The organism is Enterobacter cloacae complex sp. GF14B (assembly GCF_004136805.1).
GTDB lineage: Bacteria > Pseudomonadota > Gammaproteobacteria > Enterobacterales > Enterobacteriaceae > Enterobacter > Enterobacter hormaechei_C.
Window position 1 is genome coordinate 1 of record NZ_QFRV01000017.1, and the last position, 22142, is coordinate 22142.

Genomic DNA, 22142 nt, shown 5'->3' on the forward strand with positions numbered 1-22142 from the left:
TGAGTCCCGGTTTGCCCAGCTGCCCCAGCCGCTCGTTGGTCCAGGCGGCAATCAGCACCATCGACCAGCCGCTCATGCATCCGATCACAAAGCGCAGCAGACCGTGAACAACGGCATTCTCTGCCGCCGCGGAGAGCAGCGTCAGCGCCACCGCACCGGTGATGCCAAGCCAGAGGCGCGTTTCAACGAAGCGATGGGCGCGCATGGCATCCCATGCCCCCACCAGATAGCCCAGATAGTTCATTGCCGCCACCAGCCCCGCGCTGGTAAGCGTGAGTTGCCCGGCGGCTATCATCAGCGGCACCTGAGGCGTGAAGGCGAAGCGTCCTATCCCCATCGCCACGACCAGAACCACAAATCCGCTGAGCGCGATACGCAGCGCCATGATCGCTCCAATTGTTAAAGAAAAGTAAATTTATGATGCAACATCTCGCCGTCCTGCGAAAGTGAAAGTTGCTCACAGGTCAATGAAAACTCTGTATTATGCGTTTTATGAATAGTCTTTCGTATAAGGAGCCCTGCATGGAACTGCTCGAAGAGCATCGTTGTTTTGAAGGTCGACAGCAGCGCTGGCGGCACGACTCCACCACGCTGAATTGTGCTATGACGTTCAGCATTTTCCTGCCCCCTGCGGACAACCCACCGGTGCTGTACTGGCTTTCAGGCCTGACCTGCAACGACGAAAACTTCACCACCAAAGCGGGCGCCCAGCGTATTGCCGCCGAACTGGGCATTGCGCTGGTGATGCCAGATACCAGCCCGCGTGGCGAGGACGTGGCCGACGATGCCGGATACGACTTGGGTAAAGGCGCTGGCTTCTATCTCAACGCCACGGAACAACCGTGGGCGAGCCATTACCGCATGTATGACTACATTCGCGATGAACTGCCTGCCCTGGTGCACTCTCAGTTCGCGGTCAGCGAGCGCTGCGCGATAAGCGGACATTCGATGGGTGGCCACGGGGCGCTGATAATGGCGCTAAAAAATCCGGGGAAATACACCAGCGTGTCCGCATTTGCGCCGATTGTGAACCCAACGCAGGTGCCGTGGGGGCAAAAAGCCTTTAGGCACTATCTGGGTGAAGATGTAGAGAAATGGCAGGAATGGGACAGCTGCGCGCTGATGCTGGCGAGCCAGTCAGAAGACGCTATCCCGATGCTGGTGGATCAGGGTGATGCCGATCAGTTCCTCGCCGGGCAGTTACAGCCTGCGGTGCTGGCGGAAGCCGCGCGCCAGAAGGACTGGCCGCTAACGCTGCGCATTCAACCGGGATACGACCACAGCTATTACTTCATGGCGTCCTTTATTGAGGATCATCTCCGCTTCCATGCGGAGCATCTGTTCAGGTAAGTTCCGCCTTTTGCCCGGTAGCGCCTCCTGCCTGCCGGGTCTTTCCCCTCCCCCTCTTTACATACTTCTATCCGCTTGAATCCAGCCTGTTTTCCGTCGCCATCTCTCAAACACAAATGATTTCAATTATCATTTGTGTTTACAATTCTACATTCTTTTGTACAATTCCAAGCTCTTCTCCATCTCAAAGAGTTCTTACAAGACAAAAACATACAGTTCTCAGGGTTATCCCGATGGAGTTTTTTTCATTTTTATACGGAATGTACAAATGACAATACCACGCATTAAGCTCCTGGCCGTCGCCATTGGCGCTGCCACATGTTCCCCCTTCGTTCACGCAGCCGATCAGGACACCGTTGTCGTCACTGCAACGGGTTTTGAACAAAAGATCCAGAATGCCCCCGCCTCCATCTCTGTGATTTCAAAACAGCAGATTGAAGATAAAGCCTACCGTGATGTTACCGATGCCCTGAGAGATGTCCCGGGTGTTGTCGTCACTGGCGGCGGGAGCAGCAGTGATATCAGTATTCGCGGCATGGCCTCTCAGTACACCCTGTTCCTGGTGAACGGCAAACGCGTCAGTACGCGAAGCACCCGCCCCAACAGCGACAACTCGGGTATTGAACAAGGCTGGCTGCCGCCGCTGGAGTCCATTGAGCGCATCGAGGTCATCCGCGGCCCGATGTCCTCGCTTTACGGCTCCGATGCGATGGGTGGCGTCATTAACGTCATTACCAAAAAAGTCTCGAACACCAAAGCCTGGACCGGTTCGTTGCATGGCGATGCAACCTACCAGGAAAATCATGATTCCGGCGATATCTTCCAGACCAACGCCTACGCCTCTGGTCCCCTGATCGACGGACTTCTGGGCGCAAAGGTGACGGGGCTGTTGTCACGCCGCGCAGAAGATAAAATCGTGAACGGCTATAACGAGCAGAAAATGCGTAACGGTGGCATTACGCTGAACTTCACGCCGGACGAGAAGAACGATTTCGACCTCGACTTTGCTCGCGAACTTCAGGACAGAAACAGCACCCCGGGGATGTCGAAAGCGGCTGAAACCTGCCGGGGAACAACCTGTACGCCAAATACCAAAAGCGACTCGCGCTATGAGCACACGACCTACTCGTTAACCCACAGTGGTTATTACGAAGACTTCAATACCACCAGCTATATCCAGCAGGAAGAGACCAATAATCCAGGTCGCGAAATGCGCTCCTATAACACCACCTTCAACAACCAGAACCAGATTTTCCTCGGCGATCATACGTTGACCCTCGGCGGGCAGTATCGCTATGAGAAACTGCGCGACAACGGTAATCAGCTGGAAGCTGCTGACGGCCTGAACAAACTGACGCGCTGGAGCTGGGCCCTGTTTGCCGAAGATGAATGGTCAATGACGGAAAGCTTTACGTTGACCGGCGGCCTGCGTATGGACAAAGACCAAAACTACGGTACTAACTGGACGCCGCGCGGTTACGGCGTATGGCACCTGGCCGATCAGTGGACGTTGAAAGGCGGGGTTTCTGCTGGCTATCGTGCGCCGGATCTGCGTCAGTCGTCTGCCAGCTGGGGCCAGGTGACAGGTGGCGGCCGTCTTGACGGTATCATCGTCGGCAACCCGGATCTGAAACCAGAGAAGAGCCTGAGCGAAGAGCTCGCCCTGCTCTGGGATAACAACGATGACCTGAATGCCGGCGTAACGCTGTTTAATACCGACTTCAAGGACAAAATTACGGAAGTTCGCCGCTGTAACAGCAGCGCCGATCCCGCCTGTACGATTGGCGGTCACAGCTATGATTTCGTCAGCGATCGCGTCAACGTGGACAAAGCCAACATGCGCGGTGTGGAGTCCTCCTTCGGGTGGAAGATCACGCGTGATGTGAACTGGACTGCAAACTACACCTATACAGAGTCCGAGCAGAAGAGCGGCCAGTTCTCCGGCAAGCCGCTGAACAAAATGCCGAAACACATGTTCAACACCACCCTGGACTGGCAGGCGACGCCAGACGTCGGGTTCTGGAGCCGTCTGAACCTGCGCGGTAAAACGTCTGAGTACCTGAGCCGCACGTCAATGTCCCAGGGTACGCCGTCCTACACTCAGATTGATGTCGGTATGCGCTACAACGCCAACAAAAACCTGCTGGTTACTGCCGGTGTGTATAACGTGCTCGATAAGCAGATTGATTACGATACGTATGACACCGTGCTGGATGGCCGCCGCTATACCGTTGGCATGACCTACAGCTTCTGATCTGCCATAAAAAAGCCCGCTCAACTGAGCGGGCTAAAAGAGAGGAAGTGCGGTTATTATTTAAATCGTTCCGGGAAATCCATTTCACTGTAGCGAACGAAGCGTGTTCCTTTCGTCAGTTTGTAGCCAAACCAGATGATCAGGAACAGCGGAATGCCAATATAGGTGGCCGTGACGGCGCCCCAGTCAATGGTGTCCGCAAGGAAGGCCTCATAGTTCTGACCCAGGGTAATAATCAGGCACAGAACGAAGGCGAAGATCGGCCCCAGCGGGAAGAATCCTGACCGGTACGGCAGGTTATTCAGATCATGCCCCTGCTTGACGTACCCGCGACGGAAACGGTAGTGGCTGATGGCAATGCCCAGCCAGGCAATGAAGCCCGTCATACCAGAGGTGTTCAGCAGCCACAGGTAGACCGTCTGGTTGCCGAACATGGAGGTCAGGAAACAGAGACCCGCAATCACCGTGGTCGCATACAGCGCGTTGCGTGGCACGCCACCGCGAGACAGTTTCGAGAAAATACGCGGTGCTTTACCGTCGCAGGCCAGGGTGTAGAGCATGCGGGTGGAGGCGTACATCCCGGAGTTACCCGCAGACAGTACCGCCGTCAGGATCACCGCGTTCATCACCGCCGCCGCTGAGAGCAGACCCGCGTGCTGGAAGACCAGCGTGAACGGGCTGACGCTGATGTCTTTTACGTCGTTACGCAGCAGGCTTGGGTCGGTATACGGAATGATCAGGCTGATAATCAGGATCGCGAACACATAGAACAGCAGGATACGCCAGAACACCTGACGCACCGCGCGCGGAATATTCTTCTCCGGGTTTTCGGATTCACCGGCCGCAATGCCAATCAACTCGGTACCCTGGAAGGAGAAGCCGACAATCATCGCCACGCCAATCATCGCCGAGAAGCCCCCGGCAAACGGCGCATCGCCTATTGTCCAGTTACTCCAGCCCGCCGGTTCAGCCCCTTTGAAAATACCAACGATCATCGCCACACCGACGACGATAAAGATGATGACGGTTGCCACTTTAATCAAAGAGAACCAGTATTCCGCTTCGCCGAAACCGCGCACGGAGATGTAGTTCAGCAGGAAGATGACCGCCAGGAACAGGGCGCTCCAGATCCAGCCGGGCGTGTCCGGGAACCACCAGGTCATTACCAGCTGTGCCGCGACGAGGTCAACGGCGATGGTCACCGCCCAGTTGTACCAATAGTTCCAGCCCAGAGCGAAGCCGAAGCCTTCCTCAACGTATTTTTGTCCGTAGGTCGAAAACGAACCAGACACCGGCATGTATGCCGCCAGTTCACCCAGGCTGGTCATCAGGAAGTAGACCATCAGGCCAATCAGGATATAAGAGAATAATGCCCCACCCGGGCCGGCTGCCGAAATCGTTGCGCCAGAGGCAACGAAAAGACCTGTACCGATTGAGCCGCCAATGGCGATCATCGTCAGGTGACGCGCCTTAAGTGCGCGACGTAGCGCGGGCGCTTGTGTGGTTTTAGTTTCTGAAACCATGTGAAAATGCTGTCCATTCAATAAATGAGGCGCGATTGTAGCAGACGATCTGCGTTGCTTCCGGCAGAAATACTCAGTTATAAGAGAGCTTCATGACTCGGCCAGGATTATAAGTAAAGCATAATTTTTCCCTCTCCCCTTTGGGGAGAGGGCCAGGGTGAGGTGCGCTTTTACATCTCGCAGTAGCGCAGAAAACGCTGGAGCGAGCTGGAAAGGTGTTTCTGACGATGATGGATGCACCACAGCGTGCGCACCAGCTTCGGCAGCGGAACGGGGATCTCAACCAGTGAGCCGGTTTCCAGCTGTTCGGCAATCACCCGTCGGGAAAGACAGCTAATGCCCAGACCATGGCGTACGGCATGCTTAATGGCCTCGGAGTTACCTAATTCCATCCCTAACTGGAACTGCGGTAGATGGGACAGCAGCAGATAATCGACAATCTCACGCGTGCCGGAGCCCTGCTCTCGCAGGATCCACTGCGCTTGCGCCAGCCGCTCCAGCGTGACCTCGCCCTGGAGTAAAGAAGAGGCCGGAGAGGCAAACACCACCAGCTCATCCTCCAGCCAGGGCTCCGCAATGATATCCACGTTGTGGCACGGCCCTTCGATAAGCCCGATGTCCACGCGGAAATCAATCACCGCGTTGATCACGTCCTGGCTGTTGCCGACACTCATCTCCAGCGGCAGGGTCGGAAAATCCCGGCGGTAGCGGGCAATCACTTCCGGCAGGATGTAGTTACCGATCGTGCTGCTAGCGTAGACGCGAATAGCGCCGTTGTCCTCGCGGAACAGCTGTTCAATCTCCGTCGCCTGCTCCAGTAAAGCCAGGGCACGCGGATACAGCAGGCGGCCATGTTCGTTCACCACCAGCCGCTTCCCTACCCTGTCGAAAAGCTGGACGCCCAGTTGCCCTTCAAGATCGGTCAAGGCCGCGCTAACGGCGGACTGCGAGAGCGCCAGCATTTGTGACGCCTGGGTTGTCGAGCCGCTTTTCAGCACCTCGGCAAAAACTTCCAGCTGACGCAATGTAATGTGCATGGTTGCTTACCACTTATAAAGATTGATTATAAATATATAATCAATTTTATTTTTAAGCCAGAGCGCCGTAACCTTTAGCCAGACAAAGGAGAAGGTTATGTCAGAAATCACCTTACAACATCATCGTACAGTGTGGCACTTCGTGCCGGGTCTCGCGCTCAGCGCCGTGGTTACCGGCGTGGCCTTATGGGGCGGCAGTATACCGGCGGTTGCCGGTGCAGGGTTCAGCGCCCTGACGCTGGCCATTCTGCTCGGCATGGTGGTCGGGAACACCGTTTACCCGCACATCTGGAAATCCTGCGACGGCGGCGTGATTTTCGCCAAGCAGCATTTATTACGTCTCGGGATCATCCTTTATGGCTTCCGTCTCACCTTTTCGCAGATTGCGGATGTGGGGGTCAGCGGGATTGCCATTGACGTCCTGACCCTTTCGAGCACCTTTTTACTGGCGTGCTTTATCGGCCAGAAGATCTTTGGACTGGACAAACAGACCAGCTGGCTGATCGGTGCGGGTAGCAGCATCTGCGGCGCGGCGGCGGTACTGGCAACAGAACCCGTCGTTAAAGCCGAAGCCAGTAAAGTCACGGTTGCCGTCGCGACGGTAGTTATCTTCGGTACGCTGGCGATCTTCCTGTATCCGGCCATGTATCCGCTGGTGGCGCACTGGTTTAGTCCGGAAACCTACGGCATTTATATCGGCTCAACCATGCACGAAGTGGCGCAGGTGGTGGCGGCAGGTCACGCCATTAACCCGGAAGCGGAAAACGCGGCGGTCATCGCCAAAATGCTGCGCGTGATGATGCTGGCCCCGTTCCTGATTTTCCTCGCGGCGGGGGTTAAACAGCTTGCTCCGGCAGGCGGCAGCGAGAAAAGCAAAATCACCATTCCGTGGTTTGCGATCCTGTTCATCGTGGTCGCTGTCTTCAACTCTTTCCACCTGCTGCCAAAAGCGATGGTGGATATGCTGGTCACGCTGGATACGGTCCTGCTGGCGATGGCAATGGCGGCGCTGGGCATCACCACGCACGTCAGCGCGCTGAAAAAAGCCGGGGCGAAACCGCTGCTGATGGCGCTGGTGCTGTTCATCTGGCTGATAGTTGGCGGCGGTGCGATTAACCTTGCGGTACACAGCCTGTTGGCATAAACCATCTCGTCCTTCTCCTGTTAACCCGTTATCATAGGCATTTCGGGTTAACAGGAGTCTTTTTATGAAATATGTTGGAGCGCACGTCAGCGCTGCCGGTGGCCTTGCGAATGCCGCCATTCGCGCCGCCGAAATCGAGGCGACCGCTTTCGCCCTGTTCACCAAAAACCAGCGCCAGTGGCGCGCAGCTCCCCTCACCGCGGAAGTGATTGATGACTTCAAAGCCGCCTGCGAGAAATACGGCTACGGGCCTGGCCAGATCCTTCCCCATGACAGCTACCTCATTAACCTCGGTCACCCGGTTGCCGAGGCGCTGGAAAAATCCCGCGAAGCGTTCCTGGATGAGGTTCAGCGCTGTGAGCAACTGGGGCTAACGCTGCTGAATTTCCATCCCGGCAGCCATCTGATGCAAATCGACGAAGACGCCTGTCTGGCGCGCATCGCCGAGTCAATTAACATGACGCTGGATAAAACCCAGGGCGTGACGGCGGTGATTGAGAATACCGCCGGTCAGGGCAGCAACCTCGGCTTTAAGTTTGAGCATCTGGCGGCGATCATCGACGGCGTGGAAGACAAATCCCGCGTGGGCGTGTGCATTGATACCTGCCACGCGTTTGCGGCCGGTTATGACCTGCGCACAACCGAGGCCACAAAAAATACCTTCGAGGAGTTCGAGCGTATTGTTGGTTTTAAATATCTTCGCGGTATGCACTTAAACGATGCGAAAAGCGCCTTTGGTAGCCGCGTTGACCGCCATCACAGCCTGGGCGAAGGCAACATCGGCCACGATGCGTTCCGCTTTATCATGCAGGACGCTCGCTTCGACGGTATTCCGATGGTGCTGGAAACCATCAATCCGGACATCTGGGCAGAAGAGATTGCCTGGCTGAAGGCACAGCAAACCGCTGAACAGGCGGCATAAAAAAAGCCGGGTTGCATTAGCACCCGGCTTTTTTATTGCTTACCGCTTACGCTGCTTTCGCCACAACTTCCGCTTCCGGACGTTTCAGCACCGCGTAAGAGAGGCCCGCCACCAGCGTACCGGCAACAATCGCCAGCAGATAACCCAGCACCGGCGTGATGGCGCCAGGGATCAGCAGGACGAACAGACCGCCGTGCGGCGCCATCAGTTTCGCACCTACTGCCATGGAGATAGCCCCCGTCACCGCACCACCCACGATACAGCACGGCAGAACACGCATTGGATCGCGCGCCGCAAACGGAATTGCGCCTTCGGTGATGAAGCACAGGCCCAGCACCAGCGCAGCTTTACCGCCTTCCTGCTGCGCTTTATCGAACTTACGACGGGCAATGATCGTCGCCAGGCCAAGCGCCAGCGGTGGCACCATACCTGCCGCCATGATCGCCGCCATCGGCGCGTAGGTCTGGGTACTCAGCAGGCCAACGCCAAACGCATATGCCGCTTTGTTCACCGGCCCCCCCATGTCGGTACACATCATACCGCCGAGGATTGCGCCCAGCAGCACCGCATTCGCCGTCCCCATGGTTTGCAGCCAGTGGGTCAGACCTTCCAGAATGCCCGCGACCGGCTTACCAATCAGGTAAATCATCGCCAGACCGACCACCAGGCTGGAAATCAGCGGGATGATCAGGATAGGTTTCAGCGCTTCCATACTCTGCGGCAGCTTCAGCTTCGAGCTGATCAGCTTCGCCACATAACCGGCGAGGAAACCGGCAATGATACCGCCGATAAAGCCAGAACCGGTGCTCACGGCCAGCATACCGCCGATAAGACCCGGCGTCAGACCCGGACGGTCAGCAATGGAGAAGGCGATAAAGCCCGCCAGCACTGGCACCATCAGCGCAAACGCGGAGCCGCCGCCAATCTGCATCAACGCGGCCGCCAGCGTGCCCGGCTCTTTAAACGCCTCGATACCAAAGGCGAAGGAGAGCGCAATACACAGGCCGCCCGCCACCACCATCGGCAGCATGTAGGACACGCCGGTCAGCAGGTGACGATACGCACCCGCAGACTCTTTTTTCCCTTCAGTCGCAGTTTTAGCCGCACCGGTTGCCTGATACGGTTTGGCTTCTGCCAGCGCCTTATCAAACTCCTGCGCGGTCTTCTTCAGCGCCAGGCCGGTAGAGGTACGGTACATCGGCTTGCCGGCAAACTTCGCCAGATCCACTTCGATATCCGCCGCCACAATCACCAGATCGGCTTCCGCCACCTCTTCAGGCGTGATGGCATTGCCCGCGCCAACAGAGCCGCGAGTTTCAACCTTCACCCACCAGCCACGTTTTTTCGCTTCGGTTTCAATGGCTTCAGCCGCCATAAAGGTGTGCGCCACACCTGTCGGGCAGGCCGTTACCGCAACAATGCGTTTCGGCCCAACGGCGGCAACCGGCGCCGCCTCAACAGGTGCGCTGTAAACCGTCGCATGACCTTTTGCTTCGCTCAGAAACAGTTCAGGATGTGCCACCGCGCGATTAATATCACCCAGCCACACTTTTTTGCCGTTCAGGGCGCTGTCAGCGGGGATTTTGTCGCCCAGAACAATCGCCATTTCAGCATCACCCGGGTTATCAATGATATCCAGGTGCGCTTTTTGTGCCGCCGCGCCCAGCAGGGTCTTCGCCATATAGGCACGAGCCTGTCCGAGACCGGAGTCAATGATCAGCAGCGTTTTCATTATTCCTCTCCTGCTGTTAGTTAAAAGGTTTTAAGTCAACGCGCGCCATCATCGCGGCTAACTGGGTACGATCGGTAATACCGACATTGCTCTGGCTCACGGCCAGGGCCGCAACGGCGGTAGCAAGACGTAAGGTATGTTCACTGGATTCGCGCATCAGCAGACCGTAGATCAGACCGCCAACCATCGAATCCCCGGCACCCACGGTGCTGACCACCTCCATTGAAGGCGGTTTGGCAATCCATTCCCCGGAGGCGTTAACCCACAGGGCACCTTCTGCACCCAGCGAAATCACCACGTGAGCGATACCCTGCTCGCGCAGCGCATGGGCAGCGTCAATCACATCCTTTAATTCTGGCAGCTTACGGCCCGCCCAGATCTCCAGTTCGCGGCGATTAGGCTTAACCAGCCACGGAGAGGCTTTCAGACCGGCGACCAGCGCGTCGCGGCTGCTGTCGAAAATAATGCACGGGCACTGGCTGCGCAGGCGCGTCATCCAGTCGGTGAACGCTTCCGGGCTGACGCCGGAGGGCAGACTGCCGCTGACGCACACCATGTCAAACTGGCCCAGCCAGCTCAGGGAATCGGCAACAAAGCGCTCCCAGTCAGCCGGGGTCACTTCGAAGCCGGAGAAGTTCAGATCGGTCACTTCACCGTCTTTCTCGGTCAGCTTAACGTTAATGCGGGTACGGCCCTGCACAACCTGAAAACGGTTGGCGATGCCCAACTCGCTGAACAGCTGCTGAAAACCGTCCTGGTTGTCTTTACCGAGGAAGCCGCCAACGGTGACGTCGATGCCGAGATCTTTCAGCACTTTCGCCACGTTAATGCCTTTCCCTGCGGCATGCAGGCCGGTCGTCCGCACCAGGTTAACTTCGCCACGCTCAATTTCCGGGCAGAACCCCACCAGATCGTAAGCCGGGTTCAGCGTAATGGTCGCAACACGTCTGCTCATTATGCGCCCTCCCCCAGACCGGCCGCGATGGCGTCGCCAATCGCTTTCAGCGCCTGTTCAGCATCCGCACCCTGCGCGGTAAAGCGCAGACGATGGCCTTTCTTCACGCCCAGCGCGACAACTTTCATCAGGCTGCGCCCGTTGGCTGGTTTACCCGAACCGTCCAGATTGGTCACGGTGATCTCACTTTCAAATTGTTTAATGGTATTCACCAGCATGGTGCCCGGACGGGCATGCAGGCCATGTTCGTTACGCACCACGTACTCTGCGCTCAGCAGGTCATCCGTCAGCGCATCGTCGCTGGTCAGCAGAGCCAGCACCGTCGCCGCGTCTGCGTTCAGCAGTTTTTCAGCTTTATTGTTCAGCAGCAGATCGCCCAGACGCTTCAGCACGGAAACCGGCTGATCGTCAGTCATGGCAACCGTTACCAGCATCGCGGCGCGTTCGCCGTCTGTCTCAAAGGCAACCGCAGCACGGCTGACCGCGATAGCGCTGCGCAGGTTACCTTCAGCGCTGTCGTTCAGCCAGATGCCCTGCCCCAGGTTTAATGGCTTATCATTGATTGCGCGCGTCACAAAAGCGGTATCCGCCGCACCGACCTCTTTCAGGCGAGCCGCATTCAGCGCCTGGAGCGTTACCAGATCGGACGCAACGACGTCCAGCGTCAGGGTTTCATTATCCAGCTTCAGCGCTTCGCTCTGTTTTTCGCCCATCAGCAGGGCACGCAGTTCTTCAGCAGTGGTGGCGGATTTAAGCTGTTCCGCGACGGCATCATCACTCAGCACGTGCGTCAGCTGACGCAGCAGGCCCAGGTGTTCGTCACCGCTGGCCGCGATGCCGATCGCCACATAAGCCACCTGACCCTCGCCCCACAGCACGCCCTGCGGGAACTGGAAGACCTGCACACCGGTTTTCAGCACCTGATCGCGGGTGTCCGTGGTGCCGTGCGGAATTGCAATACCGTTACCGAGGAAGGTGGAGGTCTGCTGTTCACGCGCCAGCATGCCGTTGACGTAGCCGTCAGCCACGTTGCCAGCCTGCACGAGCGCAGCGGCGACCTGGCGAATAGCCTCTTCTTTATTCCCGGCCTGTTCGCCCGGGTGAATATCCTGAACAGATAACTGGAACATGATTCTCCTCTCCTGCTGAAATTGAATCGTTTCAGCTTAACTGAGAAAATAGGCGCTAACCTGCTTCTTCAGGACATGCAAGATAGCGCTGAAACGTTTCAAGAAGTCTTGTCTTTTCTACAAAAGGTTGCAAGAAAAGTTACATTTCTTGTTGCAGAATTTAGAAGTGCAGCACATTTCTTCTTCAGTTCAGGGGATTTTGTTGATGTTCAGCAAACAGGTTCAGCACGCTTCAGCGAGGCGGCGCGAAAGTGAAATGCCATTTTGATTTTTTGTAGCAATCTTGACTTTACCCTCTGTTTATTTAATGACGGGCGGCGTAAACTCCGCCTCTCTCTGTTACTCGCAAAGACTGAACATGCATAACACCCCCGCTGCCGCCTCACCAAAGCCCTTTGATTTGACGTCAACGGCGTTTTTGATCGTTGCTTTCCTCACCGGTATTGCCGGTGCGTTACAAACGCCTACGCTGAGCCTCTTTCTGACCAACGAAGTCCACGCCCGCCCGGCGATGGTTGGCTTCTTCTTTACCGGGAGCGCCATCATTGGCATTTTTGTCAGCCAGTTTCTTGCCGGTCGTTCAGACCGCAAAGGCGATCGCAAAAGCCTGATCGTTTTTTGCTGCCTGCTCGGGGTATTTGCCTGCCTGCTGTTTGCCTGGAACCGTAACTACTTCATTCTGCTGTTCGTGGGCGTCTTCCTGAGCAGCTTCGGCTCGACCGCCAACCCGCAGATGTTCGCCCTTGCCCGCGAGCATGCCGACCACACCGGGCGGGAAGCGGTGATGTTCAGCTCGATACTGCGCGCGCAGGTGTCGCTGGCGTGGGTGATTGGCCCCCCGCTTGCCTACGCGCTGGCGATGGGTTTTGGCTTTACGGTGATGTACCTCAGCGCAGCCGTGGCCTTCGTGGTATGCGGCGCGATGGTCTGGTTCTTCCTGCCCTCCATGCGTAAAGAGCCGAAAGTGGCGACTGGTACGCTGGAAGCTCCGCGACGCAACCGCCGCGACGCACTGCTGTTATTCATTATCTGTACGCTGATGTGGGGAACGAACAGCCTCTATATCATTAATATGCCGCTGTTTATTATTGATGAGCTGCATCTGCCGGAGAAGCTGGCCGGGATCATGATGGGAACCGCCGCGGGGCTTGAGATCCCCACCATGCTGATTGCGGGTTATTACGCGAAGCGCTTCGGCAAGCGCTTTTTGATGCGCGTCGCCGCCGTAGCCGGGCTGCTGTTTTATGTCGGTATGCTGACGGTTCATACGCCAGCCCTGCTTCTGGCTTTACAGCTGCTGAACGCCATTTACATCGGTATTCTGGCCGGTATCGGCATGCTCTACTTTCAGGACCTGATGCCGGGTCAGGCAGGCTCTGCCACCACCCTTTATACGAATACCACCCGCGTGGGCTGGATTATTGCAGGCTCACTGGCGGGCGTTGTGGCTGAAATCTGGAACTATCATACAGTGTTCTGGATTGCGCTGGTGATGTGCGTCATGACGCTGAGCTGCCTGACGCGGATCAAAGACGTTTAAGGCGCGGTGAGCGCTTCCAGCTCAAGCAGATAAGTGATGGCCTGCTGGCGCGTACTGCCGCACATTTCGGCGGTTGGCTGGAGCCCGGAGCACACCTTCGGGCGCAGGGGCGAGCCAAAGATCATGCACAGGTTAGTGTCAGAGAGCTGAACGCAGCGGGTATTGGCAGGCTTGCCCTCCGGCATGCCTGGAATGGGGCTTGAGATGGACGGTGCGGTACAGCACGCGCCACAGTCGGAACGACAATCCATACATGCTCTCTGTTGGTGGCAGATGCCCGCGCAGTCGGGCATTGCGCGCACAGTAACACCTTTTATGTATTGATAGCAAAACCCACGAATTCCGCTTGCCTGAAAGGCCGCGCGCGAGTAATTTGGCGCGATATTTTTTACCTCCCGTAAACAGGATTACTGCAATGCCAAGAGCGAACGAAATTAAGAAAGGTATGGTACTGAATTACAACGGCAAACTGCTGATTGTGAAAGATATCGACATTCAGGCACCCAGCGCCCGTGGCGCAGCAACGCTGTACAAAATGCGTTTCTCCGATGTCCGCACCGGCCTGAAAGTGGAAGAACGTTTTAAAGGCGACGATATCGTCGATACCGTAACCCTGACCCGTCGCTACGTTGATTTTTCCTACATTGACGGCAACGAATACGTGTTCATGGATAAAGAAGATTACACCCCGTATATCTTCACCAAAGATCAGATCGAAGAAGAGCTGCTGTTTATTCCTGAAGGTGGGATGCCGGACATGCAGGTGCTGACCTGGGATGGCGTGCTGCTGGCGCTGGAACTGCCGCAGACCGTTGATCTGGAAATTGTTGAAACGGCACCGGGCATCAAAGGCGCGTCTGCAAGTGCGCGTAACAAACCGGCTACCCTGACTACCGGTCTGGTCGTACAGGTGCCAGAGTACCTGTCGGCGGGCGAGAAAATCCGTATCCATATCGAAGAAAAACGCTATATGGGTCGTGCTGACTGATTGTGGCATTTGCCGGGTGGCGGCTACGCCTTACCCGGCCTACAAAAACACAAAAACCGGCCTCAGAGCCGGTTTTTCGTAGGCCCGGTAAGCGTAGCGCCACCGGGCAATCAGACTTAAAGAAGCTCAGGATACTTCGTCATTTTCAGCGCCAGCTCGATACCGCGCACTTCCGCCATCCCTTTCAGACGGCCAATCGCCGAATACCCTGGATTCGTTTTCTTGCGCAGATCGTCCAGCATCTGGTGCCCGTGATCCGGACGGAACGGGATAGGACGAACATCTCCCGCCTGCTTACGACGAACCTCTTCAGAGAGAATGGCATCCACCACCGCAACCATGTTCACGTCGCCGCCAAGATGGGCTGCTTCGTGGAAGGTTTTTGGATTCTCTTCACGGCAGGTTGCACGCAGGTGGGTGAAATGAATGCGATCGCCGAAGGTTTCGATCATCCGCACCAGATCGTTATCCGCCCGCACCCCATACGAGCCCGTACACATGGTAAAGCCGTTGTAGATGCTATCCACCGTCTCTTTTAGCCACTGCATATCTTCAATCGTAGACACAATACGCGGCAGGCCGAGGATAGGACGCGGTGGATCGTCCGGATGAACCGCCAGCCGCACGCCGACTTCTTCTGCCACCGGCACGATAGCGCGCAGGAAGTGCGCCATGTTTTCACGCAGCTGGTTTTTATCGATATCGCCATATTCCGCCAGGCGCGCGCGGAACTGATCGAGGGTATAGCCCTCTTCCGCCCCCGGCAGGCCCGCGATGATATTGCGAACCAGCTTCTCAATGTCCGCTTCACTGGCGGCATTGAACCACGCCAGCGCCTGCTGCTGCTCTTCGGCGGTGTAGTCTGCTTCCGCACCCGGACGCTTCAGAATGTGCAGCTCGAAAGCCGCAAAAGCGATTTGATCGAAACGCAGCGCCTTCGAACCATCGGCCATTACATATTCCAGGTCGGTACGCGTCCAGTCCAGAATCGGCATAAAGTTGTAGCAGACGGTATCAATACCGCAGGCTGCCAGGTTACGAATGCTCTGCTGATAATTCGCAATCCAGGTATCACACTCACCGGAGTGGGTTTTGATATCTTCGTGAACCGGAATACTTTCCACAACAGACCAGGTTAACCCCTTCTCTGCCAGCTGAGCCTGACGCTTTTGGATTTCCTCCACCGGCCACACCTGACCGTTCGGAATATGATGCAGCGCCGTGACCACACCCGTTGCGCCAGCCTGACGCACATCATCAAGAGAAACCGGATCGTTCGGCCCGTACCAACGCCAGGTTTGTTCCATTGCCCCACCCTCTCAAGTTGTTATACCAATATGTGTTACCTCAATGACGACTACCATACATGTTTAATCGAAGTGGTCAATACAGCGCGTGACATTGATTGATCAAACTCACATAACAGGGATATTTACGGCTTACCAATTTAATTTGTTGTCATATAACTTTACACTGGCATTGTTAATTAATGGTTAATCAGGTGTGTACTACATGAAGACTATTGCCTCCACCGCGCTTCCTGCTCATGTCCAGCAGCCCCGCTACGATCGCGAGCAGTTACGCTCCCGCATCGTCCATTTCGGTTTTGGCGCGTTCCACCGGGCGCATCAGGCGTTGTTAACAAACCGGGTACTAAATGCCAGAGGAGGCGACTGGGGAATTTGTGAGATTAGCCTCTTTAGCGGCGATGTCCTTATGCGCCAGCTCCGGGCGCAGGATCATCTGTTTACCGTTCTGGAGAAAGGTGCCGAAGGCAATCAGCCCATTATTATCGGTGCAGTAAAAGAGTGCCTGAACGCCAAACTCGACTCGCTGGCAGCCATTATTGAGAAGTTCTGCGAACCACAGGTGGCAATTGTCTCCCTCACCATTACCGAAAAAGGCTACTGCATCGATCCGGCGACGGGAAAACTGGATATGCAGAACAGCCGCATCCTGCACGATCTCGAGCATCCGTCTGAACCACATTCCGCACCGGGTATTCTGGTCGAAGCGCTTCATCGCCGCCGCGAGCGTGGCCTGCCGGCGTTTACCGTGCTCTCCTGCGACAATATTCCCGACAACGGCCACGTGGTGAAAAATGCCGTTCTCGGCATGGCCGGAAAGCGTTCCGCAGAGCTGGCCGCATGGATCGAGGCGCACGTGAGCTTCCCTGGCACCATGGTCGACCGAATCGTGCCCGCCGCCACCGACGCCTCACTCGCGGAAATCACCCAGGAACTTGGCGTTGAAGATCCCTGCGCCATCAGCTGTGAACCGTTCATTCAGTGGGTAGTGGAAGATAACTTTGTCGCCGGGCGTCCGGAATGGGAGGTTGCAGGCGTACAGATGGTTGAGGATGTCCTGCCCTGGGAGCAGATGAAGCTGCGGATGCTGAACGGCAGCCACTCCTTCCTCGCGTATCTGGGCTACCTTGCTGGCTACGCGCACATAAATGAATGTATGCAGGACGACAGTTTCCGCGAGGCTGCCCGCAGGCTGATGCTGAATGAGCAGGCCCCTACGCTGCGCATCACCAACGTTGATCTGACAGCCTATGCTGACAGCCTGCTTAACCGCTTCGCCAACCCGGCCCTTCAGCATCGTACATGGCAAATCGCCATGGACGGCAGCCAGAAACTGCCTCAGCGCATGCTGGATGGGATCCGCGTGCATCTTGAGCTTAACACCGCCTGGCCATTACTGGCGCTGGGGGTGGCGGGCTGGATGCGCTACGTCAGCGGGACGGACGAACAGGGCAACGCCATTGACGTCCGCGATCCGCTGAGCGACAAGTTCCAGGCCATTGTCGCCACCAGCAGCGACGCAGAACGCGTTAGCGCCCTGCTGACGTTAAATGAAATCTTTGGCGACGACCTGCCGCAAAACCCTGTCTTTGTCGAGGCAATTACCGGCGCGTACCAGCGCCTCGTCCGGCTCGGCGCGCACCAGGCCGTTATCGAAACGTTAAAAATTTAGCGATTATTGCGTTTATGGCGAACGGCATTACGCTCCGTTCGCCCTCCCTCTTCTCAATGCCCGATTTTTTCGTCAGGATGATAGGTAGTTGTTACTACATCACAATTATTTATCGGAGCGCACGTGACCAAAACCAACCTGATCACCGGTTTTCTCGGCAGCGGTAAAACTACGTCCATTCTGCATTTGCTGGCCAATAAAGATCCGGCGGAAAAGTGGGCCGTGCTGGTCAACGAATTTGGCGAAGTCGGCATCGACGGCGCGTTGCTCGCCGACAGCGGCGCGATGGTGAAAGAGATCCCGGGCGGGTGTATGTGCTGCGTGAATGGTCTGCCGATGCAGGTCGGGCTGAATACGCTGCTGCGTCAGGGCAAGCCGGACCGGTTGCTGATTGAGCCTACCGGGCTGGGTCATCCTAAGCAAATCCTTGATTTACTGACCGCCCCGGTCTACGAGCCGTGGCTTGAGCTGCGTGCGACGCTTTGCCTGCTCGACCCCCGCCAGCTGCTGGATGAAAAAACGATCAACAACGACAATTTCCGCGACCAGCTCGCCTCGGCAGATATTATCGTGGCGAATAAATCCGATCGCGCGACGGCTGAGAGTCAGGCCGCGTTCGAGTCCTGGTGGCAGCAGGCTGGCGGTGGACGTCAATACGTGCAGACCACCCAGGGCAACATTGATGGCGCCCTGCTCGATCTTCCCCGCCTCAACCAGACGCAACTGCCTGCCAGCGCAGAGCATTCGCATAGCCACGGCGCGAAGCAAGGCCTGGCTGCACTGAGCCTGCCGGAACATCAGCGCTGGCGTCGAAATTTGAACAGCGGTCAGGGGCACCAGGCCTGCGGGTGGATCTTCGATGCCGATACGGTTTTCGACACCATTGGTATACTGGAATGGGCGAGACTGGCGCCGGTTGAGCGGGTAAAAGGGATCATGCGCACTCCGGATGGTCTGGTGCGCATTAACCGTCAGGGCGAGGATTTCTTTATTGAAACCCAGAATGTCGCGCCACCCGACAGCCGGATAGAGTTAATTAGTGCGGTTAATACCGACTGGAATGCCCTCCAGTCAAGCCTGTTGAAGCTTCGTTTAAGTTTGGGCGGCTAACGTTGCCCCTGATTTCACACATTGCTGAAGACTATGACGACTCGACTTCCTGCTATTTTATTGCTCAACGCTGCCGGTCTGGCGCTCTTTTTCTCCTGGTATATCCCGGCGGATCACGGTTTCTGGTTCCCGCTGGATTCCGGGCTGTTCCACTTCTTTAACCAGGCGCTGGCGAAGAGTGAAGCCTTCCTGTGGCTGGTGGCGATCACCAACAACCGCGCGTTTGACGGCTGTTCGCTGCTGGCAATGGGCTGTCTGATGCTCTCCTTCTGGCTGAAGGAAGACAAAACGGGTCGTCGCCGTATTCTGATTATCGGCCTGGTGATGCTGCTGACGGCCGTGATTATCAACCAGCTGGCGCAGCATCTGATGCCGGTTAAACGCGCCAGTCCGTCGCTCTTTTTCCCGAATATTAACCGCGTCAGCGAGCTGCTTCATATTCCAACCAAAGATGCCTCGAAGGACAGTTTCCCGGGCGACCACGGTATGATGCTGCTGATTTTTGCAGGCTTCATGCTGCGCTATTTTGGTAAAAAAGCCTTCGCCATCGCCCTGTTTATTGTGGTGGTATTTGCATTCCCGCGAGTGATGATTGGTGCTCACTGGCTGACAGATATCGTCGTAGGCTCCCTCACAGCGGTGTTAATTGGTTTACCGTGGGTGCTGATGACCCCACTGAGCGATCGCGTAATAGGTATTTTTGATCGCTATCTTCCCGGTAAATTTAAACAAGTCAGAAACAGATAAATAACGCAAATTAACACCATTCATCAGGGATCGTTTTCGGTCCCTGAGTCTCTTCTTTCGGGCGTCATTCAACGCTGTCATCATCCTGTCATACAATTCGTGATAAAAATGAAGCAATTGCAGGGATTATCTGTATGAATGGCGGCATTTTGAGCAATTCCGCGCTGTAACTTTGTGTATCACATTTTCTTATAAAAAATCGGACTTTTTTGCTCGCAATACCCCGTGCAATCGGTTAACCTCAAACTCGTTTTGCCCCACTGAGATAATTATTATCATGGTGAATAATTTTGTGCGTTGAGCCACAGTTTTCACCATAAAGAATTGTCTCATTGTGAACAGATAATTAGTCTCGTCACGGTTGGCATTTTTATAACGATATTTTCGTTAAGGACTTCAAGGGAAAACAAACAAAATGGTCAAATCTCAACCAATCTTGAGATATATCTTGCGGGGGATCCCGGCGATTGCAGTGGCGGTTCTGCTTTCGGCATGTAGTACGACGAATACCGCGAAGAATATGCATCCTGAGACGCGTGTTGTGGGAATGGAAGATTCCTCTTCACTGCAAGCCTCTCAGGATGAATTTGAAAATATGGTACGTAATCTCGACGTTAAGTCGCGTATTATGGATCAGTATGCTGACTGGAAAGGCGTGCGTTACCGTCTGGGCGGCAGCACCAAGAAAGGCATCGATTGTTCCGCTTTCGTACAGCGTACGTTCCGTGAGCAGTTTGGGTTAGACCTTCCGCGTTCTACCTATGAACAGCAGGAAATGGGCAAGTCCATTTCGCGTACTAAACTACGCACGGGCGATTTAGTCCTGTTCAGAGCAGGTTCAACCGGTCGACACGTTGGCATCTATATCGGTAACGATCAGTTTGTCCATGCTTCCACCAGCAGCGGTGTGACGATTTCCAGCATGAACGAACCTTACTGGAAGAAACGCTACAACGAAGCTCGCCGCGTTCTGAGCCGTAGTTAATATTGTTGTCGTATCGTTGGTTATCCCTTGGCTGGCGATACGATAAAAAAAGCACTGCTCCGGCAGTGTTTTTTTTTGCCCGTTACACTGATAACTATCCAGCGGCATTTCAGGAATCACGACATCTATGTTAACCCGCTACTTCTCCAGCAACCGCAAGATACTGTTTATCAGTTTCCTTACGGGGTTATTCACTGCCCTGCTTCTGGGAGCATTACAGTTTTACTGGAGTTATCACAAGCGAGACGTCAGATTCGATACTCTCATTACCGATTTAAGCGTTTACATGGAGAGCTATTTCGATGAGCTCAAAATGTCGATTGATACGCTCCAGCCACTCACGCTGAACAGCTGCGAGGAAGTGAGTGCCGCCCTGACATCCCGGGCGGCCTTTAGCATCAACGTGCGCGCCTTTTTGCTGGTCAGGGATAAACAGGCCTTCTGCTCCTCGGCAACAGGCCCGATGAATACCCCGATGGAAAAGCTTATCCCTCAGCTACATATCAGCAAACCTGTTGATATCGCGCTCCTGCCGGGCACGCCAATGCTGCCGGATAAGCCCGCGATCGCCATCTGGTATCGCAATCCGCTGGTGAAAGACGGCGGCGTGTTTACGTCCGTCAACCTCAACCTGTCGCCCTATCTTCTCTATACGTCACGTCAGGATGAATTTGCCGGGATATCGATCGTCATTGGCGATTCCGCGTTATCTACACAGTCCGGAATGCTGATCCAGGCGCGGGATTTGCCTGACGTCCCTGCCCGTAGCGCCACGCTGAAAAATATTCCATTGACCGTTAACGTTTATGCGCAAGCCTGGACAACCGATGAACTACTCTACGCGGTGTTTTTCGGCCTGGTCTGCGGTATCGCGGCGGGCCTGTTGAATTTCTATATTCTTACTATCCGTCTCAATCCGGGGAAAGAGATCCTCACGGCCATCAAGCACGACCAGTTTTACGTGGTCTATCAACCCGTCGTGGATGCGCAGTCGCTCAGAATGACCGGGCTGGAAGTCCTGATGCGCTGGAAGCATCCGGTGATGGGCGAAATTCCACCGGATGCCTTTATTAACTTCGCTGAAGCGCAGAAGCTGATTGTCCCGCTGACGCTGCATCTTTTTGACCTGATTATCCGCGATGCCCCTGTTCTGCAAACGGTGCTCCCGCCTGGGGCCAAGTTTGGAATCAACATCGCGCCCGGGCATCTGCATGCGGAAAGCTTTAAAGGGGATATGCGCGCGTTTCTCGCCGCCCTTCCGCCCGATCACTTCCAGATTGTGCTGGAAATAACCGAGCGCGACATGATTAACCACCGCGAGGCAAATCAGCTGTTCGAATGGCTGCACAATGAAGGTTTTGAAATCGCCATCGATGATTTTGGCACTGGCCACAGCGCGCTGATCTATCTGGAACGCTTCACGATGGATTACCTGAAAATTGACCGTGGCTTCGTGAATGCCATCGGGACTGAAACCGTCACCTCGCCAGTGCTTGACGCGGTGCTGACGCTGGCAGAACGTCTGAATATGATAACCGTCGCCGAGGGTGTTGAAACGCCCGAGCAGGCGGCGTGGCTGCGCGAGCATGGCGTAAACTATCTTCAGGGCTACTGGATTGGCCGCCCGATGCCGCTGGAGCAGTTCAGGACGTGGCAACCCGATATCACGCTCGGGGAATAATTTCACAATCACGGCGCTGTCCCTTATTATTCTGTTCAACCGAGCCTGTCTGTGAACAAAGGGAT

General features: G+C 55.6%; 20 protein-coding genes. 12 read left to right on the forward strand and 8 right to left on the reverse strand.

Features of this window, described 5'->3' with window-relative positions; translation table 11 throughout:
* The coding region (locus DD606_RS08255) for a YbfB/YjiJ family MFS transporter (protein WP_129258509.1) at positions 1-385 on the reverse strand (385 nt) is incomplete at its 3' end.
* Positions 386-522: 137 nt separating this feature from the next.
* On the opposite strand from DD606_RS08255, the gene fghA reads away from it, so the two are divergent.
* Together fghA and DD606_RS08265 are read left to right on the forward strand one after the other, a co-directional pair.
* Positions 523-1350, forward strand: a complete 828-nt coding sequence (gene fghA / locus DD606_RS08260; protein WP_003859332.1) for an S-formylglutathione hydrolase — start codon at positions 523-525, stop codon at positions 1348-1350.
* 268 nt (positions 1351-1618) lie between these two features.
* Positions 1619-3604, forward strand: coding sequence for a ligand-gated channel protein (locus tag DD606_RS08265; protein WP_129258511.1), 1986 nt, complete (start codon positions 1619-1621; stop codon positions 3602-3604).
* Positions 3605-3660: 56 nt separating this feature from the next.
* Here the strand turns inward: DD606_RS08265 and DD606_RS08270 are convergent, their stop codons facing one another.
* Together DD606_RS08270 and yieE are read right to left on the reverse strand one after the other, a co-directional pair.
* Positions 3661-5127: an amino acid permease gene (locus tag DD606_RS08270; protein WP_003859336.1), complete on the reverse strand. Its 1467-nt coding sequence runs from the start codon at positions 5125-5127 to the stop codon at positions 3661-3663.
* Positions 5128-5297: 170 nt separating this feature from the next.
* Positions 5298-6164, reverse strand: a complete 867-nt coding sequence (gene yieE, locus DD606_RS08275; RefSeq protein ID WP_003859337.1) for a DNA-binding transcriptional regulator YeiE — start codon at positions 6162-6164, stop codon at positions 5298-5300.
* Positions 6165-6261: 97 nt separating this feature from the next.
* Between yieE and DD606_RS08280 the strand changes: the two genes are divergently transcribed.
* Both DD606_RS08280 and nfo read left to right on the forward strand, forming a co-directional pair.
* Positions 6262-7308 carry a YeiH family protein gene (locus DD606_RS08280; RefSeq protein ID WP_129258513.1) on the forward strand — a complete coding sequence of 349 codons (1047 nt, stop codon included), beginning with the start codon at positions 6262-6264 and terminating at the stop codon, positions 7306-7308.
* Between the two features lie 64 nt (positions 7309-7372).
* Positions 7373-8230 (forward strand): deoxyribonuclease IV, encoded by an 858-nt coding sequence (gene nfo, locus DD606_RS08285; RefSeq protein ID WP_003859342.1) that lies wholly within the window; start codon positions 7373-7375, stop codon positions 8228-8230.
* A gap of 46 nt (positions 8231-8276) precedes the next feature.
* On the opposite strand, the gene fruA is transcribed toward nfo, so the two are convergent.
* The 3 genes from fruA to fruB are packed head-to-tail and all read right to left on the reverse strand — an operon-like array spanning position 8277 to position 12047.
* A complete protein-coding gene (fruA, locus tag DD606_RS08290; protein ID WP_003859344.1) occupies positions 8277-9962 on the reverse strand; it encodes a PTS fructose transporter subunit IIBC in 1686 nt (561 codons plus the stop codon).
* 16 nt (positions 9963-9978) lie between these two features.
* Positions 9979-10917, reverse strand: a complete 939-nt coding sequence (fruK, locus tag DD606_RS08295; protein WP_006811313.1) for a 1-phosphofructokinase — start codon at positions 10915-10917, stop codon at positions 9979-9981.
* Positions 10917-12047, reverse strand: coding sequence for a fused PTS fructose transporter subunit IIA/HPr protein (gene fruB / locus DD606_RS08300; protein ID WP_003859349.1), 1131 nt, complete (start codon positions 12045-12047; stop codon positions 10917-10919). Before fruB ends, fruK begins: the two co-directional genes overlap by 1 nt.
* A 75-nt stretch (positions 12048-12122) precedes the next feature.
* Between fruB and DD606_RS25830 the strand changes: the two genes are divergently transcribed.
* Positions 12123-12302, forward strand: a complete 180-nt coding sequence (locus tag DD606_RS25830; RefSeq protein WP_136129487.1) for a hypothetical protein — start codon at positions 12123-12125, stop codon at positions 12300-12302.
* A gap of 103 nt (positions 12303-12405) precedes the next feature.
* Positions 12406-13587: a sugar efflux transporter SetB gene (gene setB, locus DD606_RS08305; protein ID WP_032609703.1), complete on the forward strand. Its 1182-nt coding sequence runs from the start codon at positions 12406-12408 to the stop codon at positions 13585-13587.
* Here setB and DD606_RS08310 read toward each other — a convergent pair.
* Positions 13584-13838 carry a YkgJ family cysteine cluster protein gene (locus tag DD606_RS08310; protein WP_003859353.1) on the reverse strand — a complete coding sequence of 85 codons (255 nt, stop codon included), beginning with the start codon at positions 13836-13838 and terminating at the stop codon, positions 13584-13586. The two genes, setB and DD606_RS08310, sit on opposite strands and share 4 nt — an antisense overlap.
* A gap of 164 nt (positions 13839-14002) precedes the next feature.
* Here DD606_RS08310 and yeiP point away from each other — a divergent pair, with 164 nt between their 5' ends.
* Entirely contained in the window at positions 14003-14575 is a 573-nt protein-coding gene (yeiP, locus tag DD606_RS08315) for an elongation factor P-like protein YeiP (protein ID WP_003859355.1), read from the forward strand.
* A gap of 116 nt (positions 14576-14691) precedes the next feature.
* Here the strand turns inward: yeiP and uxuA are convergent, their stop codons facing one another.
* Complete coding sequence (gene uxuA / locus DD606_RS08320; protein WP_032609705.1) at positions 14692-15882, reverse strand: mannonate dehydratase; 1191 nt, start codon at positions 15880-15882, stop codon at positions 14692-14694.
* A 205-nt stretch (positions 15883-16087) separates the two neighbouring features.
* Between uxuA and DD606_RS08325 the strand changes: the two genes are divergently transcribed.
* From DD606_RS08325 to DD606_RS08345, 5 genes are all read left to right on the forward strand, one after another.
* Positions 16088-17554: a mannitol dehydrogenase family protein gene (locus DD606_RS08325; RefSeq protein ID WP_045345859.1), complete on the forward strand. Its 1467-nt coding sequence runs from the start codon at positions 16088-16090 to the stop codon at positions 17552-17554.
* A gap of 123 nt (positions 17555-17677) precedes the next feature.
* Positions 17678-18664, forward strand: a complete 987-nt coding sequence (locus tag DD606_RS08330) for a GTP-binding protein (protein ID WP_003859361.1) — start codon at positions 17678-17680, stop codon at positions 18662-18664.
* 33 nt (positions 18665-18697) lie between these two features.
* Positions 18698-19411, forward strand: a complete 714-nt coding sequence (locus DD606_RS08335) for a phosphatase PAP2 family protein (protein ID WP_129258515.1) — start codon at positions 18698-18700, stop codon at positions 19409-19411.
* Positions 19412-19826: 415 nt separating this feature from the next.
* Positions 19827-20396, forward strand: a complete 570-nt coding sequence (mepS, locus tag DD606_RS08340) for a bifunctional murein DD-endopeptidase/murein LD-carboxypeptidase (protein ID WP_003859364.1) — start codon at positions 19827-19829, stop codon at positions 20394-20396.
* A 127-nt stretch (positions 20397-20523) separates the two neighbouring features.
* A complete protein-coding gene (locus DD606_RS08345; RefSeq protein ID WP_032609708.1) occupies positions 20524-22077 on the forward strand; it encodes a cyclic di-GMP phosphodiesterase in 1554 nt (517 codons plus the stop codon).
* Positions 22078-22142 lie beyond the last annotated feature (65 nt).

Excerpts from the sequence above, each read along its gene's own strand:
- fruA (WP_003859344.1), bottom strand. The coding sequence starts at position 9,962 with ATGAAAACGCTGCTGATCATTGACTCCGGTCTCGGACAGGCTCGTGCC.
- uxuA (WP_032609705.1), bottom strand. The coding sequence starts at position 15,882 with ATGGAACAAACCTGGCGTTGGTACGGGCCGAACGATCCGGTTTCTCTT.
- yieE (WP_003859337.1), bottom strand. The coding sequence starts at position 6,164 with ATGCACATTACATTGCGTCAGCTGGAAGTTTTTGCCGAGGTGCTGAAA.
- nfo (WP_003859342.1), top strand. The coding sequence starts at position 7,373 with ATGAAATATGTTGGAGCGCACGTCAGCGCTGCCGGTGGCCTTGCGAAT.
- DD606_RS08310 (WP_003859353.1), bottom strand. The coding sequence starts at position 13,838 with ATGGATTGTCGTTCCGACTGTGGCGCGTGCTGTACCGCACCGTCCATC.
- DD606_RS08335 (WP_129258515.1), top strand. The coding sequence starts at position 18,698 with ATGACGACTCGACTTCCTGCTATTTTATTGCTCAACGCTGCCGGTCTG.
- yeiP (WP_003859355.1), top strand. The coding sequence starts at position 14,003 with ATGCCAAGAGCGAACGAAATTAAGAAAGGTATGGTACTGAATTACAAC.
- DD606_RS08280 (WP_129258513.1), top strand. The coding sequence starts at position 6,262 with ATGTCAGAAATCACCTTACAACATCATCGTACAGTGTGGCACTTCGTG.
- fruK (WP_006811313.1), bottom strand. The coding sequence starts at position 10,917 with ATGAGCAGACGTGTTGCGACCATTACGCTGAACCCGGCTTACGATCTG.
- DD606_RS08345 (WP_032609708.1), top strand. The coding sequence starts at position 20,524 with ATGTTAACCCGCTACTTCTCCAGCAACCGCAAGATACTGTTTATCAGT.
- fghA (WP_003859332.1), top strand. The coding sequence starts at position 523 with ATGGAACTGCTCGAAGAGCATCGTTGTTTTGAAGGTCGACAGCAGCGC.
- DD606_RS08325 (WP_045345859.1), top strand. The coding sequence starts at position 16,088 with ATGAAGACTATTGCCTCCACCGCGCTTCCTGCTCATGTCCAGCAGCCC.
- setB (WP_032609703.1), top strand. The coding sequence starts at position 12,406 with ATGCATAACACCCCCGCTGCCGCCTCACCAAAGCCCTTTGATTTGACG.
- DD606_RS08270 (WP_003859336.1), bottom strand. The coding sequence starts at position 5,127 with ATGGTTTCAGAAACTAAAACCACACAAGCGCCCGCGCTACGTCGCGCA.
- mepS (WP_003859364.1), top strand. The coding sequence starts at position 19,827 with ATGGTCAAATCTCAACCAATCTTGAGATATATCTTGCGGGGGATCCCG.
- fruB (WP_003859349.1), bottom strand. The coding sequence starts at position 12,047 with ATGTTCCAGTTATCTGTTCAGGATATTCACCCGGGCGAACAGGCCGGG.
- DD606_RS25830 (WP_136129487.1), top strand. The coding sequence starts at position 12,123 with ATGCAAGATAGCGCTGAAACGTTTCAAGAAGTCTTGTCTTTTCTACAA.
- DD606_RS08265 (WP_129258511.1), top strand. The coding sequence starts at position 1,619 with ATGACAATACCACGCATTAAGCTCCTGGCCGTCGCCATTGGCGCTGCC.